This window comes from Sphaerisporangium sp. TRM90804, assembly GCF_029846175.1.
In the GTDB taxonomy this organism is placed as follows: Bacteria; Actinomycetota; Actinomycetes; order Streptosporangiales; family Streptosporangiaceae; genus Sphaerisporangium.
Genome location: NZ_JARWAC010000015.1, coordinates 75,958 through 89,768, shown reverse-complemented (window position 1 = coordinate 89,768; position 13,811 = coordinate 75,958). Strand labels below are relative to the sequence as shown.

Genomic DNA, 13,811 nt, shown 5'->3' with positions numbered 1-13,811 from the left:
AAAGTAACTCAGATGAGTAACGCGGGCAAGGGTGTGGCGGCAGCCCGTGGCCGTCCGCGGTGCGCGGCATAGGTGAAGGTTCGCCGGTGGAAGCGACGTTTGAGATTCGTGGGAGGGAAAGAAGGGGGACGAGGACCGAAGGAGGCAATTCCATGACCATCGCCGGAAGCATTTTCCTGATCATGCTCGGTGCCATCCTCACCTGGGCGGTCGAGTTCGACCTCGCGGGTGTGGACATCAACGTCGTCGGCGTGATCCTCATGCTCGGCGGGATCGCCGGCCTGCTGTTCGGCATCTGGCGGATGACCACCGTGCGCCGGACCGCCGTCACCCGCACCAACACCCCGGTCGCCCCCGTCTCGCCGGTCGTTCCGGCCGACGGCACCCGGACCCAGGTCTACGAGGAGCGCCGCTACGACGACCCCATGGTGTAACCGGCGTCCGGATTCCTGGAAGAGCCCGGACCTCGGCGCCGCGGCCGGTGGGCGCCGCACGCGGATCGGGCGGCGTGTCCCGGTGGGCGGAGTCCGCCATGCCTCGCCTCTGACGCGAAGGTCATGACAGGTTCCGGAGCTGGACGGTGTCGCCCAACGTTCTGGCAGGCCGGCGCCTCGGACTGCCAGGCTGAAGCCGACAGACCGACGTGGCGGCGCCGGCCTCGCCCGCCACGGGCCAAGGAGGTAACCATGCCCGCGAAGCGTGAACTGCCGTCGACCCTGGAGCGCTCGCCCAAGGAGGCCCAGGAGACGTGGATCAAGGCGCACGACTCCGCCGTGCAGACGTACGGCGAGGGTGAGAGGGCGCACCGCACCGCCTTCTCCGCGCTGAAGCACTCCTTCGAGAAGGTCGGCGACCACTGGGAGCCGAAGGCGAAGAAGGGCCCGTCCGACGCCCAGGCCGCGCGCAGCACGCCCAGCAAGGGCGAGACCGCCGAGGGTGTGGACGCCAACGCCAGCAAGCAGCACCTCTACGAGATCGCGACCAGGCTCGGCGTCGACGGCCGGTCGAAGATGACCAAGGAAGAGCTCGTCGAGGCCATCAAGAAGGCCAACCGGAGGGCCTCCGCGAAGGCGCGGTGACCCGCCGCAGTCCTGCGTTCATCTCACGGTCATCCAGCGGGCGCGAACCCGTTAGACCCTGCGCCGAAGGGGTAGCGGGGGTCCATGGCGAAGGGAGAGATGATGGCGGATATCAAGAGTGACGGACTGGCCGGCGTCAAGCAGCACGCGGCCGAGCTGGGCGCCGTGGCCGGCGACAAGGCCGGCGAGCTGGCGTCCAAGGCCGGCGAGAAGGCGGGCGACCTGGCCGCCAAGGCCGGCGACAAGGCCGGCGACCTCGCGGCGAAGGCGCAGGACCGCGCGGGCGATCTCGCCGCCAAGGCCGGCGACAAGGCCGGCGAGCTGGCGTCCAGGGCCGGCGACAAGGCGGGCGACCTCTCGGTCGTCGCCGGTGAGAAGGCCAGCGAGCTCGCGGGCCGCGCCGGGGAGCTGGCCGAGAAGGCCAGGGCCAACATGCCGCCCGAGATGCGCGACGCCACCGACAAGGCCCTCGCCCAGGCCAAGAAGCGCCCGTGGGCCGCCGCCGCCCTCGCGCTGGGCGCGCTGCTGGTCTGGCGCATGCTGCGCGGGAAGAAGTAGCCGTGAAGAAGCTCGCCTACAGGTCGGTGAGCGCGCTGTCCGGCATGGCCGGCGGCTACGTCTCCGCGATGATCTTCAAGCAGGTCTGGAAGCTGGTCGCCGGCAAGGACGACGCGCCGGACGCCCTCTCCAAGGAGTACCGCTGGAGCGAGGTGCTGTTCGCCGCCGCCATCCAGGGCGCCGTCTTCGGTGTCGTCAAGGCGGCGATCGACCGGGCGAGCGCCCAGTCGATCGAGAACGCCACGGGGACGTGGCCCGGCAAGTAGCCCGCCCCCTCCCGGACTGAAGGCCGTGCGCGGACCCCGCGCACGGCCTCTCCGCGTCCGCCCCCGGGAGCACACCGTCGGTGACGGTCCCGGGCGCGCGAAGACGGGCACCGGCGTGAAGCCGGTGCCCGCACTGGTCACCATGGGTCAGCGGCGCCCTCTGAGCGCCGCCAGGGTGGCCAGCGCGGCGCCGCCCGCGCCGGCGAGCACGGCGCCGCGGTGCTGCGAAAGCCACACCTGCACGCTGCGGTCCTTGGAACGACGGTCGAACCCGCCGTGCGCTCCGTAGTCGCGGTTCTCGTCCGCCGGATCCCACAGGTTGGCGACGCCGGTGGGCCGCTTCTCGTCGGTCTGCTGCGAGCGCACGCCCGTGCGGCCGAGGTAGCGGTCGATCAGGCCCGGCGCCAGCCGCTCGCCGATGATGGTGGCCACCGTGCTGCCGCCGACCCAGTACTCCCGCCTCGACGGATGCTCGGCGGCGTACACGATCGCCTGGGCGGCGACCTCGGGCTGGTAGATGGGCGGCACGGGCTGCGGGTGGCGGCGCAGGCGCGACAGCACCCAGTCGAACTGGGGCGTGTTCACGGCCGGGAGCTGCACCATGGTGATCCTCACGTCGCTGCGCTCGTCGAGCAGCTCGGTGCGCACCGACTCGGTGAACCCCTTGATCGCGTGCTTCGCCCCGCAGTAGGCCGACTGGAGGGGAATGCCGCGGTAGGCGAGCGCGGAGCCGGTCTGCACGATGACGCCCCTGTTGCGGGGGATCATCCTGCGCAGCGCGGCCCGAGTTCCCCACACGTAGCCGAGATAGGTGACGGCCGTCGTCCGCTCGAACTCCGCCGGCTCGACCTCGGTGAACGGGGCGAACACCGACGAGAACGCGACGTTGATCCACACGTCGATCGGGCCCAGCTCCGCCTCGACGGCGTCCGCCGCGGCGTCGACCTGCTCGTGGTCGGCGACGTCGGCCGGGAACACCTTGGCGATGCCTCCCTCGACGCCCACCTCGGTGGCCGCGGTGGCGAGGCCGGTCTCCCCGCGGGCGATGAGCGCCACCTTGGCGCCCCTGTGCCCCAGCATGCGCACGACCGCGCGGCCGACGCCACCACTGGCGCCGGTCACGACGACCACCTTGCCGGTCAGCACATCGTCCCCCCTCACGTCATCGACTGCGCTCCGCCGCCGAGGCGCCGCTGGCGGCGGATCGCCAGCACCATGTCCACGATCGCGATCACGGCTACCACACCCAGCGCGACGGCGACGATCGTCGCCCCCGCCACGAAGGCGAGCACGCCCAGCGCGAGCGCGATGAACACCACGAACGAGGCCAAGCGGATGTGAAGCACGTCACGGGGCGTCGCCCTGACCATGGGCTTGCCTGTCTCGGACCGCTGCTCCGGAGTCTCGGTCATCCGGGTCCCCCTTTCTGCTGATCCTCCCCTACCCGACAAACCTGACGTCATGTGCGGTCCCGGGCGTACCACGGGGCCGGCGGGATGGCACCGTCCTGACCTTTCGCCGCGTGACGTCGTCTTCGAGCTACCGTGCAGGCCCGGGTCCAAACCTGCGCCGCCGCCGGGGCATGGGTCAGCGGACCGGCGCCGACAGGGCCTTTCGGGCGGCGGAGACGACGTCGGCCACGGCGACCGCGCGCGGATCGCCGCCCCCGGCGAGCACCAGGTGCTGGGGCCGGTCGGGCGGCGGGCCCCAGCGGCCCGGCGGCCGGGGCCCGAAGACGGCGACCGACGGGGTGCCGTAGGCGGTGGCCAGGCGGGCCATGCCGGTGTCCCCGCTGATCACCAGCCGCGCGCCGGCCACCAGGGCGCACAGCTCGCCCAGCGACGTGCGCCCGGCGAGCACCGCCGACGGCGGCAGCACGGCCTGGGCGGCGACGAGCAGGGCCATGGGACGCTCCCGGGCGCCGCCGGTCACCACCACGCGCAGGCCCTCCGCGGCCACGGCACGCGCGACCTGGGCGAAGCGGTCGGGCGGCCAGCGCCGCGCCGGGTCGTCCCCGCCCGGGTGGATCACCACGCCGCCGGGGGCGGGGGAGGGGTGGGCGGGCGCGGACAGCAGGAGGTCGGCGGGGTCGGGGCGCGAGCCGTACCACCTGACGAGCCGGCACCAGCGTTCCACCTCGTGGTCGTGCTCCTGCCAGCGCGGGCCCTTCAGCCGGGGGAACGCGGGGTTGGCGTAGGCCCACAGCCGCAGCGGGCGCGCGTCCATGAGCAGGCGGTGGCTGAGCGGCCCGCGTCCGTGCATGTTGACCGCCACGTCCGGCCGCCGGCCGTTCCACGTGAAGGCGTCCAGGCCGGACGTGGGATGGATGTGGTCGACCGCGCCGGTCAGCGCGGCCAGGTCGCGCAGGCACTCGGGCGCCGCCAGGGCGACGCTGAGGCCGCCGCGGCGCAGCGCGCGGAGGGCGGGGACGGCGGTGAGCAGGTCCCCGATGCCCCGAGCGCGTAGCACCAGCGCGAGGCTCATCGTGGGGAGAGGGGGCTCGCGTGCCCGGACACCATCGCGATCTTCACCGGTCTCCTCCTGGTCGGCCGATTCGCCTGTGTGTCCGGCTTCGAGAGCCGGATCGGCGGCCCGGCATGGGCACGCGCGCGGCGCGCGGGCGCGTGTCGCGGGTGTCCGGCCGCGGCGGGCTTCGGCGGTCTTCAGTTGTGACCATGACGGGTCGCCGGCGAGCGCTTTCCGCCGCGCCGTACCGGCGGTGGCGAAGCGCGCTACACCGACAAACACGGTCAGGGCACCGTTTTATCCTCGAATCGAGGGACCAAACCTCTCCCGTTTCGCCCTCGCCATGACGGGCAGGCGAGACGGTATCCGATCGGAGGGGGTAACCGATGTCCGACGCTCGACATCATGAAGCGCCACACCCCGACGCACCGCATTACGTGGCCGCCCGCGTCCAGCGGGCGCTCGCCGAGGACGACCGCACCCACGAGCTGGGGATCCGGGTCGACATCCGCGGCGACCAGCTCTACCTGCGTGGAAAGGTCGAGGGCGGCGAGCGCCGTCGCCAGGTGGCGGCCGTGGCCGGTGAGACGGCGCCCGGCCTGACGGTGCACAACGAGGTCACCGTGGTGGAGGTCAGGGAACCGGGTGAGGAGGAGACCCTGTGAAGATCCGAGTCGCCGCCGTCGGTGACGTGCACCTCGGGGAGGACATCCGCGGGCGGTACCGGCGGACGCTGGACGGCATCGAGGAGCGCGCCGACGTCCTGCTGATCGCCGGGGATCTCACCCGCCACGGCACGCCGGAGGAGGGGCGCATCGTCGCCGAGGAGTTCCGCGACCTGCCCGTGCCGGTGGTGACCGTGCTGGGCAACCACGACTACCAGTCCGACGCCGAGGAGGAGGTCGCCGACCTGCTGCGCGAGGCCGGCATCCAGGTGCTCCAGGACGATTCCACGATCGTCGAGTGCGGGCCCGATGGCGTGCGGCTCGGCCTGGTCGGCGGCAAGGGCTTCGGCGGCGGCTTCGCCGGCAAGTGCGCGAGCGAGTTCGGCGAGCCGGAGATGAAGGCGTTCGTCCGGCACACCAGGGAGATCGCCGACCTGTGGCAGAAGGCTTTGAAGGGCCTGGACGCCGACTACCGGGTCGTGCTGAGCCACTACTCCCCGGTCAAGGACACCCTGGCGGGCGAGCCACTGGAGATCTACCCCTTCCTCGGCAGCTACCTGCTGGCCGAGGCGGTGGACTCCGAGGGGGCCGACCTGTTCATCCACGGGCACGCGCACGCCGGCGAGGAGAAGGGCGTGACGCCCGGAGGCATCCGCGTCCGCAACGTCGCCCTGCCCGTGCTGGGCCGCGCGTACGCCGTCTACTGCCTCGGCGGCGAGGACCCCGAAAGCTGTTGAGAGTCCGCCCGGGCGAGCCGGAGAGTCCGCCCGGGCGACCCGCCGCCGGGCCGGGCCACTCGGCTCCGGGCGTGGAAATGCCGCTGAGCCGCCGGGTTCTCCCTCGGCGGCTCAGCGGAGTTCTTGGGATAGATGCTGTCAGGACAAGTACGTATTCATCGGAAACCTGCGGCGTATCGTGCGCAGGGGACATCGGCCGACGGCCGGGACGGGCCGTGGCTTGAGGGCGTGGCTCACCGACGGCAGGACCCGCCGGTCAGGTGCTATTCGAGCGGCACGGCAGCCGGTGACGTCCGCCGGCGGACCGGCTAGGCCGGCCCGCCGCTACCGCGGTCCACTCGTTGCGCTTTCTGTGTTGTTAAGGATTGAAGATGCTGACGCCACCCGGGCCGACGAGGAATCCGAGGACGATGAGGACGATCCCCCACAGGAGATCGCGGCGTGCCAGGATGACGTAGATCCCGGCGATGACCAGTACGACGGCGATGATCCAAAGAAGTGTAGCCATGGACATCCATTGCCCTGACAAATGAGCCTTTAACGTTTTTGCGGATCAACTCTTGCTATCGCGCGAGCAATGGTGAAGTCACAGCCAAGCGGGCCGCCGACCATGGCAAACGGGCGCCTCCCAGGGTCAGTGCCGTGAGAAGCGCCCGTCATGCGCCGGTGCGCGTCGTTCCGGGGCGCCCGCGTGCGCCCCGTGGGAGCCGGTCAGACGCTGTCGCGCGTGCTCCCGCCGTGGCGCGACAGCGTGACGAGCGGCTGGACGAACCAGAGCCAGGCGCTCAGCCCCGCCACGGCGCCGGCCAGCAGGGCCGCGGGCAGCGTGCCGAGGTAGGACTCGACGACCAGTCCCGTCGAGCAGGTCAGGGCGAGGGCGAGCGCGATGCCGCCCACCACGCTGAGCCGGTTGGCCCGGTGGAGCATCAGCTCCTTGAGCTTGCTGCGGAACATGATGCGGTGCTGGGTGGCCGGGGCGATGAAGCAGATGGAAGCGATCGCCGCGCTCAGCATCGCCACGTAGAACAGCCAGCGGCCCGTCTGGTCGACCTTGTCGAACCCGGCGGAGAAGGGAAGGGTGAGCAGGAAGGCGAACAGCACCTGCACACCCGTCGCCGCGACCCGCAACCCCTGGAGCAGCTCGCCGAGCTCGCGGTCGACCCGTTCCTTGTGGGTCTCGTCGGACTCGGGGTCGGGGGCGGGGGTCGGGGGGAGGTCACTCAACGTCATCGGGGGGTCTTGCTCCTTCCAGGCCCGAAGGCCCGAACCGTACGCCTGACCGGCGCCTCGGAGTCCACTCATCCGCGCCGGTAGGCCAGAACCATACGCCTGTGGGCGTTACCTGGGGGTACGGCCCCTTCTGCGGCGGTAAGTCACAACCATCCGCCTGACCGTCACGAGCGCGGCCCCCAGGGCCGCGTACGCCATGATCCCCAGCAGCACGGTGAGCCAGGCGGCTCCCGCCTGGCCCGCCACCACGCTCAGCAGGGTGCAGGCCAGCAGGGTGAGCAGGGCGAGCGCCAGCCGTTTGGCGTACGGGGTCTCCTGCAGCGCCTTCAGCGTGCCGAACGAGATCTCGCTCATGACCCCTCCGCCGCCTTCATCAGGCGCGCGTACCCGAGCTGGAGCCAGTCGGAGACGGCGACGGCGGACATCACGGCGCCGGCGAGCCGGGTGACGCCGGGGGCGAACACCAGGCCGGCGGCGTAGGCGGTGGCGATCCACTGGGAGAGGCAGAAGGGGCAGGTGAGCAGCTCGCCCATGGCGTGCTTCGTGCCGTGCCCGCGCACCTCCTCCTTCAGCTCGGCGGGCCCGCTAACCCCGGTGTAGCGGGTGAAGGGCGCCCGCAGCGGGCTGGTCACCGCGTCCTTGGCGAGCGTCCGCGACAGGCGGTGCGTGGTCAGGCCCATCAGCGCGAGGTCCATCACGGAGACGCGCTCGGGCGCCTTCGCGCCCGTCAGCTTTCCGACCGCCAGCAGCCCCGCGACGGCTCCCCCGTAAACGCCCAGGACGCGTAGATAGGAGCCGAGTGGCCGTTCAGCCCCGTTCGCGTAGGCGTGCTCCGCTTTGCGGAGGGTATCGGTGAGGTTGTTGGTCATATCTCGCGCCTACCCTGCGCGCGCCCCGCCATGCCGTGCGTTTGGGCCGGGAAAGGGCGGGTACGGAGGGTCGATCTTCTAGCTTCCACTGCGGTTTGGGGGAGTCGTTGGGCAGTCATACGCATGAGGTCACCGACGCGATCATCGACACGTTGAAGCGCGCCGGATCCGTGCTCAAGAGCGAGGGCGTGAGGTTCGCCCTCGCCGGAGGGTGCGCCGCCTACGCGAGGGGGGCCGCCCCATCGCTGCACGACGTCGACTTCGTGCTGGTCGAGGAGGACGTCCCCCGCGCCCTGGAGGTTCTGAGGAAGGAGGGGTTCCGCACCGCCAAGCCGCCGGAGGACTGGCTGGTCAAGGCCTTCGACGAGCAGGACACGCTGGTAGATCTGATCTTCAGGATCGAGGAGCGCGCGATCACCCCCGAGATGATCGCACGCGCCCAGATGATCAACACCGGGGCGCTGAGCGTGCCCGTGATGGACGCCACCGATCTCGTGATCTCGTGGATTCTGCCGATGTCCGAGCACAGCTGCGACTACGGCTCGATCCTGCCGCAGGTGCGCGCGCTGCGGGAGCAGGTGAACTGGGACCAGGTGGCGGTCGCCGCCTCGGTGTCGCCGTACGCCTCCACCTTCCTCACTCTGCTCGACCGGCTCGGCGTGGCGTGCCCCAAGCCGCCGGCCGACAACGCCGACACGACCTGGCCCTGACGCTCCTCCGGCGGAGCTGGAGCCGTACACGACCGAAGGCCGCGCCGTGAGGCGCGGCCTTCCCTCGTACAGGGTGTCTCTGGCTTGGCCGACGGGCCGTCGTGCGGCGCCCGTCAGATGGTGCCGGGCCCGAAGGGGAACCGGCCGTAGTACTCGCCAACCTTGTCGCGGTAGGCGGTCTCCTTGTAGCCGGCCTCGTCGAACTCCGGCGCGTCCTTGATCTCCTGCTTGGTGCGGGCGACGAAGACCTTCTTCTCCTGCGGGTCCACCTGCGTGACCGTGCTCGCGGGGAGGAGGACCTTCTTGCCGAAGATCCAGGGGCCGGTGTCGACGATCAGATAGCTCTCGCCGACCTCGTACGTCGCGTCGTCGATGGAGCCGATCCTGCCGTCGGTGGCCTCCACGTGGTAGCCCACCACGTCGAAACTCTGGCCGGTGCCGGTCAGGGCCGGGCTGTAGGTCCACAGATCCTGCTGCATTTCCTGCTCCCTTCGATTGGATTCGTCGGGCACCCTTCCGCCTACCCGGCCGGCCCGCGGCAAACGTCGTGCCGCCGGCAGAGCCGCCTTACCCTGAGGACAGCCCGGCCGATCAACCCCCGCCCACCAGGGGGGATCCGTCCCGGGCCGGTCACGGAAGAAACGCCCGGGGAACGCCGGCGGGCGGCCCGCCGGCACAGGCACCCCCGTAGTACCGCTAACCTAGACGTGTCACTCGCGCCGCTAGCTCAGTTGGTTAGAGCAGCTGACTCTTAATCAGCGGGTCCGGGGTTCGAGTCCCTGGCGGCGCACCACGGCATCATCGGGCACCCTCCCACGAGGGTGCCCGTCGTCGTTTCCGGCCCCGTCCATCACCTGGCCGTCCCCCTCTCGCCGCAGCACCAAACTGCGGCTATTGTGATGAAAGAGACATTTCCGTCAGACCGCATGAAACCGGTCTCCGACGCCCCCCGGAAGAAGGACCAGCCCGATGTCTGATGTCATCCACTGTCTGGACCGCCTTCGCAAGGCGTTCAACCGCCACGACCTGGACGAGCTGGGCAACTGCTTCGGTTTGCACGCGGTCCTGGTCGCGCCGGACGGCATCGGACAGGAGCGAGACGAGATCGCCTCGTACTACGGCCAGTTCATGGAGGCGTTCCCCGACTCCCGGTGCACGCCGCAGTCGGTGCTCCCGACGATCGACTCTCTGGCGGCGGAGTACACGCTCACCGGCACCCACAAGGGGCCGTGGCTGGTACCGGGCGGCGGGGTGATCGAGGCGACGCTACGGCCGATCGCCATCCGAGCGTGCAGCGTCTCCTACGTGGAGGACGGGCTCATCGTCAGCCACCGCATCTACTACGACCAGTTCGAGCTGGCGGCCCAGGTCGGCGCCCGCCTGTGCTTCGCGGACGCGGAGGCCGTCTGCTGATCGCCCGGCCCGGCCGCCGGGCGCGGGGTGTGTCGGTTCGCTGATGTCGTCGCCGCTTGTGGTGGAATCTCCGTGTGCCCCCCGGAAAGATCCACGAGCGTGGTCGTGCTGGGTGCCGGAGGGCGGTGTGCGGCTCCGTGCGGCTCCGCGACGAGTCCGACACGAGGAGCGGTCGATGTTCCTGCACACCAAGCACCTGCAGTACGAAGCGAAGCCCGAGAAGCCGGACCCCGTCTACGCGCACAAGCTTCAGGAACTGCTCGGCGGCGCGTACGGCGAGATGACCGTCACCATGCAGTACCTGTTCCAGGGGTGGAACTGCCGGATGGCCGGCAAGTACAAAGATCTGATCATGGACATCGCGACCGAGGAGATCGGTCACGTCGAGATGATCGCCACGATGATCGCCCGTCTGCTGGAAGGCGCTCCGGCCACCGCGGTGACCAAGATGGCGATGGCCGACCCCGTGGTGGGGGCGGTGCTCGGCGGCATGGACCCGCAACAGGTCATCGTCGCCGGCGGCGGCGCGCTGCCGGCCGACAGCAACGGTTATCCGTGGAACGGCCGCTTCGTCATCGCCAGCGGCAACCTGCTCGCGGACTTCCACGCCAACGTCGCCGCCGAGGCCCAGGGCCGTCTGCAGACCGCCCGCCTGTACAACATGACCGACGACCCGGGCGTCAAGGACATGCTGAAGTTCAACCTCGCCCGTGACACCCTGCACCAGAACCTGTGGCTGAAGGCGATCGAGGAGCTCCAGGCGGACGGCCTGGAGGGGGTCGTCGCCCCCGACGCGCTGTTCGACGAGGAGCACGCCGAGCACGCCTCCACGATCTGGGACCTGTCGGAGGGCACCGAGGGGACGCAGGGCGGCTGGGCGTCCGGCCCGCAGCCGGACGGCCGGCACGAGTTCTCCTACCTGCTCGACCCGCAGCCGCTCGGCGGCATCGGGTCGCCCCCGCCGCCCGATCCCAAGCTCTACGCCACCTACGACGGCAGCCTGGGCGAGCCGCGCGGGCCCGCCCTCGGCACCGAGGCCGGCCCGCTCGGCAAGCTGAAGGACAAGCTCACCTGACCATCCCCCGGCGCGGGCCGCGCGCCCGCGCCGGGGCCGCCGGGTCGCCGTTTGCCGTGGCCAGGCGGGGGTAACCGGCGAGAATGTCAGACGATCAGACTTCGACGCCGCCCGCGCAGACCCAGCCGTATCCGGGCCACACCGCCCACATGCACCCGGAGCCGGAAGACGAGATGCGCGACTACGCCGGGCGCGGCCTGCTGGAGGGCAGGCGGGCCCTCGTCACCGGCGGCGACTCCGGAATCGGGCGCGCCGTGGCCGTCGCCTTCGCCAAGGAGGGCGCGGACGTGGCCATCGCCTACCTGAGCGAGCACAAGGACGCCGAGCACACCAGGAACCTGGTGGAACAGGCCGGCCGCCGCTGCGTCGCCATTCCCGGCGACCTGGCCGAGCTCCAGCACTGCGAGCACGTGGTGCGGCGGACCGTCGAGGAGCTCGGCGGGCTGGACGTGCTCGTCAACAACGTGGCCACACAGGCGCCGGTCCAGTCGCTGGAGGAGCTGTCCGACGAGCAGTGGGAGCGCACGTTCGCCGTGAACATCCACAGCTACTTCCGGGTGACCAAGGCGGCCCTGCGGCACATCCCGAGGGGAGGCGCCATCATCAACACCTCCTCGATCAACGGCCTGCGCGGAAACAAGACGCTGCTCGACTACTCGGCCACCAAGGGCGCGATCAACGCCTTCACCTACGCGCTCGCGCAGAACCTGGTCGAGCGCGGTATCCGCGTCAACGCGGTGGCCCCCGGCCCGGTCTGGACCCCGCTGATCCCCTCGACCTTCCCCGAGGAGAAGGTCGAGAAGTTCGGCGAGCAGGTGCCCATGAAGCGCCCCGCCCACCCCGACGAGATCGCGCCTTCGTTCGTCTTCTTCGCCTCCGACCGGCTGTCCTCGTACTACACCGGTGAGATCCTCGCCCCCATCGGCGGCGAGACGCTGCCGGGTTAGCGAACGGCGCCCGCGGTCCGGTCGGGCCGCGGGCGGGGCTCGCCTTCCGGGGTGCGCCGGGCGGCCCCCGGACGGCGGGAGCGGGACGTGGTGCGCCGTGTCCCTGTGCGGCCACGAGGTTGACACCCATTCATGTATTTCCTACTTTAAAATAGTAAGTGTCCCATGCGCCCGGTGACCCCCACCGCGCGATGCTCACGCGCCGCAGGCGTGTGGCGAGGAGACGAGGAGAGCATGCCCCGTTCGCAGGAAGTCCCGCACGGTCATCCCCTGCGCCTCGTGGCCAGGCTCGTCATCGACCTGCGCAGGACGGCCGCGGGGCTGTGTAGCTGATCTCCCGCTGAAGCCCTCCGCTCCCGGCGCCCGGCGCCGGTCGAGCGGCACGCCTTCCCGAAGGGGACGGCCGATCGAAGACCGCCGTATGCGCACCCGCCCGGGCCGCGGAACCCTCGCGCGCCCTCGCGACCGCGCCGTAGCGCACGCGAAAGGCCTCAACGATGTCCGCTGACCTGCTCGGCATGCACGAAGCCGGTTCCCGCGCCGGAACCGGCCCGGCCGTCCCCGCCACGGACGCCGCGCACCGCCCACGACCATCCCGGAGGAACCCGGCCCCCCGCGAGGCCGTGCCCGGCCGCGATGGGACGGCCGCAGGCAAGGCCGTCACCGGCGGGACGGGCACCGGTGAGGTGGGCGCCGGCCGGGCCGAGTCGGACACCGCCCCGGTCGCGGAGCAGCGGGCGCTCGCCGCGTTCGCGGCGCGGCGCGACCTCGTGTACCTGCCGAGCCTGATCGCCGCCGACCTGACGCTCGAACGGCTGCGGGCCGGGCAGGCGGTGATCGTGCGCGGCATGGGGCCCGGCTTCACCCGCCTGCTCGCGCCGCTCACCGTGGGGCGCGGCGGCCGGTTCACCCGCGACCGGGACGGCGAGCCGGTCTACCATCCCAGCGGCCGCGAGCCCCTGCTGTACGTGGGATCACGCAGAGGCGTGCCGCCGCACGCCCAGGCGGGGTACGGGTTCCGCGGCCAGACCGGCCCGCCGCGGTTCCTCACCGAGGCCGAGCTCGCCGGACCGCCCGGCGACTTCCGCCGCGACCTGTGGCCGGCGGTGGCCAAGGAACTGGGCTACGCCTACTACCGCGAGCTGCTCACCGCCCACCCGTCGAGGACGCGCATGCGCTGGCCCGACTTCGAGGACGCCTACGCCGCCGAGCCGTGGGGCGGCAAGGAGATGCGCGCGCTGATCCGCAAGGCCGCGCCCAAGCCGTCCGACCGGCTCGACCTCGACCGGCTCGACCGCCCGCTGCGCGGCATGCGCTTCGGCGACTCCGCCGGCCTGCAACGGTGGATGCACGGCTACATGGCCGCCGGCCTGCGGCGACGGACCGACCCCGCGCACAGCGCCGACCTCGCCATGGCCGAAGCGCTGGTGGCCCTGCACGCCGTCCTGCCGCCCGACCCGTGGTTCGACGGCCTGGTCTCCCTGGTCGCCGACGGCCCGCCCGCGCCCCGCCTCGCGGAGCTGCGCGCCGTCGCCAGGGCCGGCGTGCTCACCTTCCTCGGCGAGAGCCCGCGCGTCGAGGCCGACCAGCCGAGCGGCGCCTGGCGGGCGTCCGGCGCCTCCGCCCCCGGCACGGTGCTGGCAAGGGCGCTGATCGAGACCCCGATCCCCGCCCCGGGAAGGAGCAGGCTCGCCGGCGCCCGGTTCCGCGCCGCGGCGTGAGACGCATCGCCGATGACGGTTCGTACCGGTAGCAAAGCCCCGATTCCCCGCCACGGGCGCGACCCGGTTTCCTAC

At 71.5% G+C, this 13,811-nt stretch carries 19 protein-coding genes and 1 tRNA gene; 12 read left to right on the top strand and 8 right to left on the bottom strand.

Annotation, left to right across the window (positions count from 1 at the left end):
- Window positions 1-152 precede the first annotated feature (152 nt).
- The 4 genes from PYR91_RS18995 (at window position 153) to PYR91_RS18980 (ending at window position 1,903) form a co-directional block, all read left to right on the top strand.
- Complete coding sequence (locus tag PYR91_RS18995; RefSeq protein WP_279781287.1) at window positions 153-434, top strand: DUF6458 family protein; 282 nt, start codon at window positions 153-155, stop codon at window positions 432-434.
- A gap of 252 nt (window positions 435-686) precedes the next feature.
- Window positions 687-1,079 carry a ChaB family protein gene (locus PYR91_RS18990; protein ID WP_279781285.1) on the top strand — a complete coding sequence of 131 codons (393 nt, stop codon included), beginning with the start codon at window positions 687-689 and terminating at the stop codon, window positions 1,077-1,079.
- 102 nt (window positions 1,080-1,181) lie between these two features.
- Window positions 1,182-1,637 carry a hypothetical protein gene (locus PYR91_RS18985; RefSeq protein WP_279781283.1) on the top strand — a complete coding sequence of 152 codons (456 nt, stop codon included), beginning with the start codon at window positions 1,182-1,184 and terminating at the stop codon, window positions 1,635-1,637.
- Between the two features lie 2 nt (window positions 1,638-1,639).
- Window positions 1,640-1,903, top strand: a complete 264-nt coding sequence (locus PYR91_RS18980) for a DUF4235 domain-containing protein (RefSeq protein ID WP_279781281.1) — start codon at window positions 1,640-1,642, stop codon at window positions 1,901-1,903.
- Between the two features lie 147 nt (window positions 1,904-2,050).
- Here the strand turns inward: PYR91_RS18980 and PYR91_RS18975 are convergent, their stop codons facing one another.
- From PYR91_RS18975 to PYR91_RS18965, 3 genes are all read right to left on the bottom strand, one after another.
- On the bottom strand, window positions 2,051-3,064 hold the full coding sequence (locus PYR91_RS18975) for an SDR family oxidoreductase (RefSeq protein WP_279781279.1): 1,014 nt from the start codon (window positions 3,062-3,064) through the stop codon (window positions 2,051-2,053).
- Window positions 3,061-3,315: a hypothetical protein gene (locus PYR91_RS18970; RefSeq protein ID WP_279781277.1), complete on the bottom strand. Its 255-nt coding sequence runs from the start codon at window positions 3,313-3,315 to the stop codon at window positions 3,061-3,063. Before PYR91_RS18970 ends, PYR91_RS18975 begins: the two co-directional genes overlap by 4 nt.
- Window positions 3,316-3,490: 175 nt before the next feature.
- Window positions 3,491-4,372 (bottom strand): glycosyltransferase family 9 protein, encoded by an 882-nt coding sequence (locus tag PYR91_RS18965; RefSeq protein ID WP_279781276.1) that lies wholly within the window; start codon window positions 4,370-4,372, stop codon window positions 3,491-3,493.
- A 383-nt stretch (window positions 4,373-4,755) separates the two neighbouring features.
- On the opposite strand from PYR91_RS18965, the gene PYR91_RS18960 reads away from it, so the two are divergent.
- Window positions 4,756-5,034, top strand: coding sequence for a BON domain-containing protein (locus PYR91_RS18960; protein WP_279781274.1), 279 nt, complete (start codon window positions 4,756-4,758; stop codon window positions 5,032-5,034).
- Window positions 5,031-5,771, top strand: a complete 741-nt coding sequence (locus tag PYR91_RS18955) for a metallophosphoesterase (protein WP_279781272.1) — start codon at window positions 5,031-5,033, stop codon at window positions 5,769-5,771. Before PYR91_RS18960 ends, PYR91_RS18955 begins: the two co-directional genes overlap by 4 nt.
- 358 nt (window positions 5,772-6,129) lie before the next feature.
- Here PYR91_RS18955 and PYR91_RS18950 read toward each other — a convergent pair whose 3' ends face one another.
- From PYR91_RS18950 to PYR91_RS18935, 4 genes are all read right to left on the bottom strand, one after another.
- Window positions 6,130-6,279, bottom strand: a complete 150-nt coding sequence (locus PYR91_RS18950; protein WP_203983256.1) for a GPGG-motif small membrane protein — start codon at window positions 6,277-6,279, stop codon at window positions 6,130-6,132.
- A 203-nt stretch (window positions 6,280-6,482) separates the two neighbouring features.
- Window positions 6,483-7,001 (bottom strand): DUF6328 family protein, encoded by a 519-nt coding sequence (locus tag PYR91_RS18945; protein WP_279781268.1) that lies wholly within the window; start codon window positions 6,999-7,001, stop codon window positions 6,483-6,485.
- Window positions 7,002-7,109: 108 nt separating this feature from the next.
- Entirely contained in the window at window positions 7,110-7,355 is a 246-nt protein-coding gene (locus PYR91_RS18940; RefSeq protein ID WP_279781266.1) for a hypothetical protein, read from the bottom strand.
- A complete protein-coding gene (locus PYR91_RS18935) occupies window positions 7,352-7,870 on the bottom strand; it encodes a DUF1360 domain-containing protein (protein WP_279781264.1) in 519 nt (172 codons plus the stop codon). The genes PYR91_RS18940 and PYR91_RS18935 overlap by 4 nt, the downstream gene beginning before the upstream one ends.
- 107 nt (window positions 7,871-7,977) lie before the next feature.
- Between PYR91_RS18935 and PYR91_RS18930 the strand changes: the two genes are divergently transcribed.
- Window positions 7,978-8,580 carry a nucleotidyltransferase gene (locus PYR91_RS18930; RefSeq protein WP_279781262.1) on the top strand — a complete coding sequence of 201 codons (603 nt, stop codon included), beginning with the start codon at window positions 7,978-7,980 and terminating at the stop codon, window positions 8,578-8,580.
- Between the two features lie 113 nt (window positions 8,581-8,693).
- Here PYR91_RS18930 and PYR91_RS18925 read toward each other — a convergent pair whose 3' ends face one another.
- The gene (locus tag PYR91_RS18925) at window positions 8,694-9,059 is read right to left on the bottom strand and encodes a PRC-barrel domain-containing protein (RefSeq protein WP_279781260.1); all 366 of its coding nucleotides are present in this window, start codon (window positions 9,057-9,059) and stop codon (window positions 8,694-8,696) included.
- 237 nt (window positions 9,060-9,296) lie between these two features.
- Between PYR91_RS18925 and PYR91_RS18920 the strand changes: the two genes are divergently transcribed.
- The 5 genes from PYR91_RS18920 to PYR91_RS18900 all read left to right on the top strand — a co-directional run bounded on the left by PYR91_RS18920 (window position 9,297) and on the right by PYR91_RS18900 (window position 13,736).
- Window positions 9,297-9,373, top strand: a tRNA-Lys gene (locus PYR91_RS18920).
- A gap of 176 nt (window positions 9,374-9,549) precedes the next feature.
- Window positions 9,550-9,993, top strand: coding sequence for a nuclear transport factor 2 family protein (locus PYR91_RS18915; RefSeq protein ID WP_279781258.1), 444 nt, complete (start codon window positions 9,550-9,552; stop codon window positions 9,991-9,993).
- A 175-nt stretch (window positions 9,994-10,168) separates the two neighbouring features.
- Window positions 10,169-11,068, top strand: coding sequence for a manganese catalase family protein (locus tag PYR91_RS18910; RefSeq protein WP_279781257.1), 900 nt, complete (start codon window positions 10,169-10,171; stop codon window positions 11,066-11,068).
- 83 nt (window positions 11,069-11,151) lie between these two features.
- A complete protein-coding gene (locus PYR91_RS18905; protein ID WP_279781255.1) occupies window positions 11,152-12,015 on the top strand; it encodes an SDR family oxidoreductase in 864 nt (287 codons plus the stop codon).
- Window positions 12,016-12,512: 497 nt separating this feature from the next.
- Window positions 12,513-13,736 (top strand): hypothetical protein, encoded by a 1,224-nt coding sequence (locus tag PYR91_RS18900; protein WP_279781253.1) that lies wholly within the window; start codon window positions 12,513-12,515, stop codon window positions 13,734-13,736.
- The last annotated feature ends 75 nt before the right edge of the window (window positions 13,737-13,811 follow it).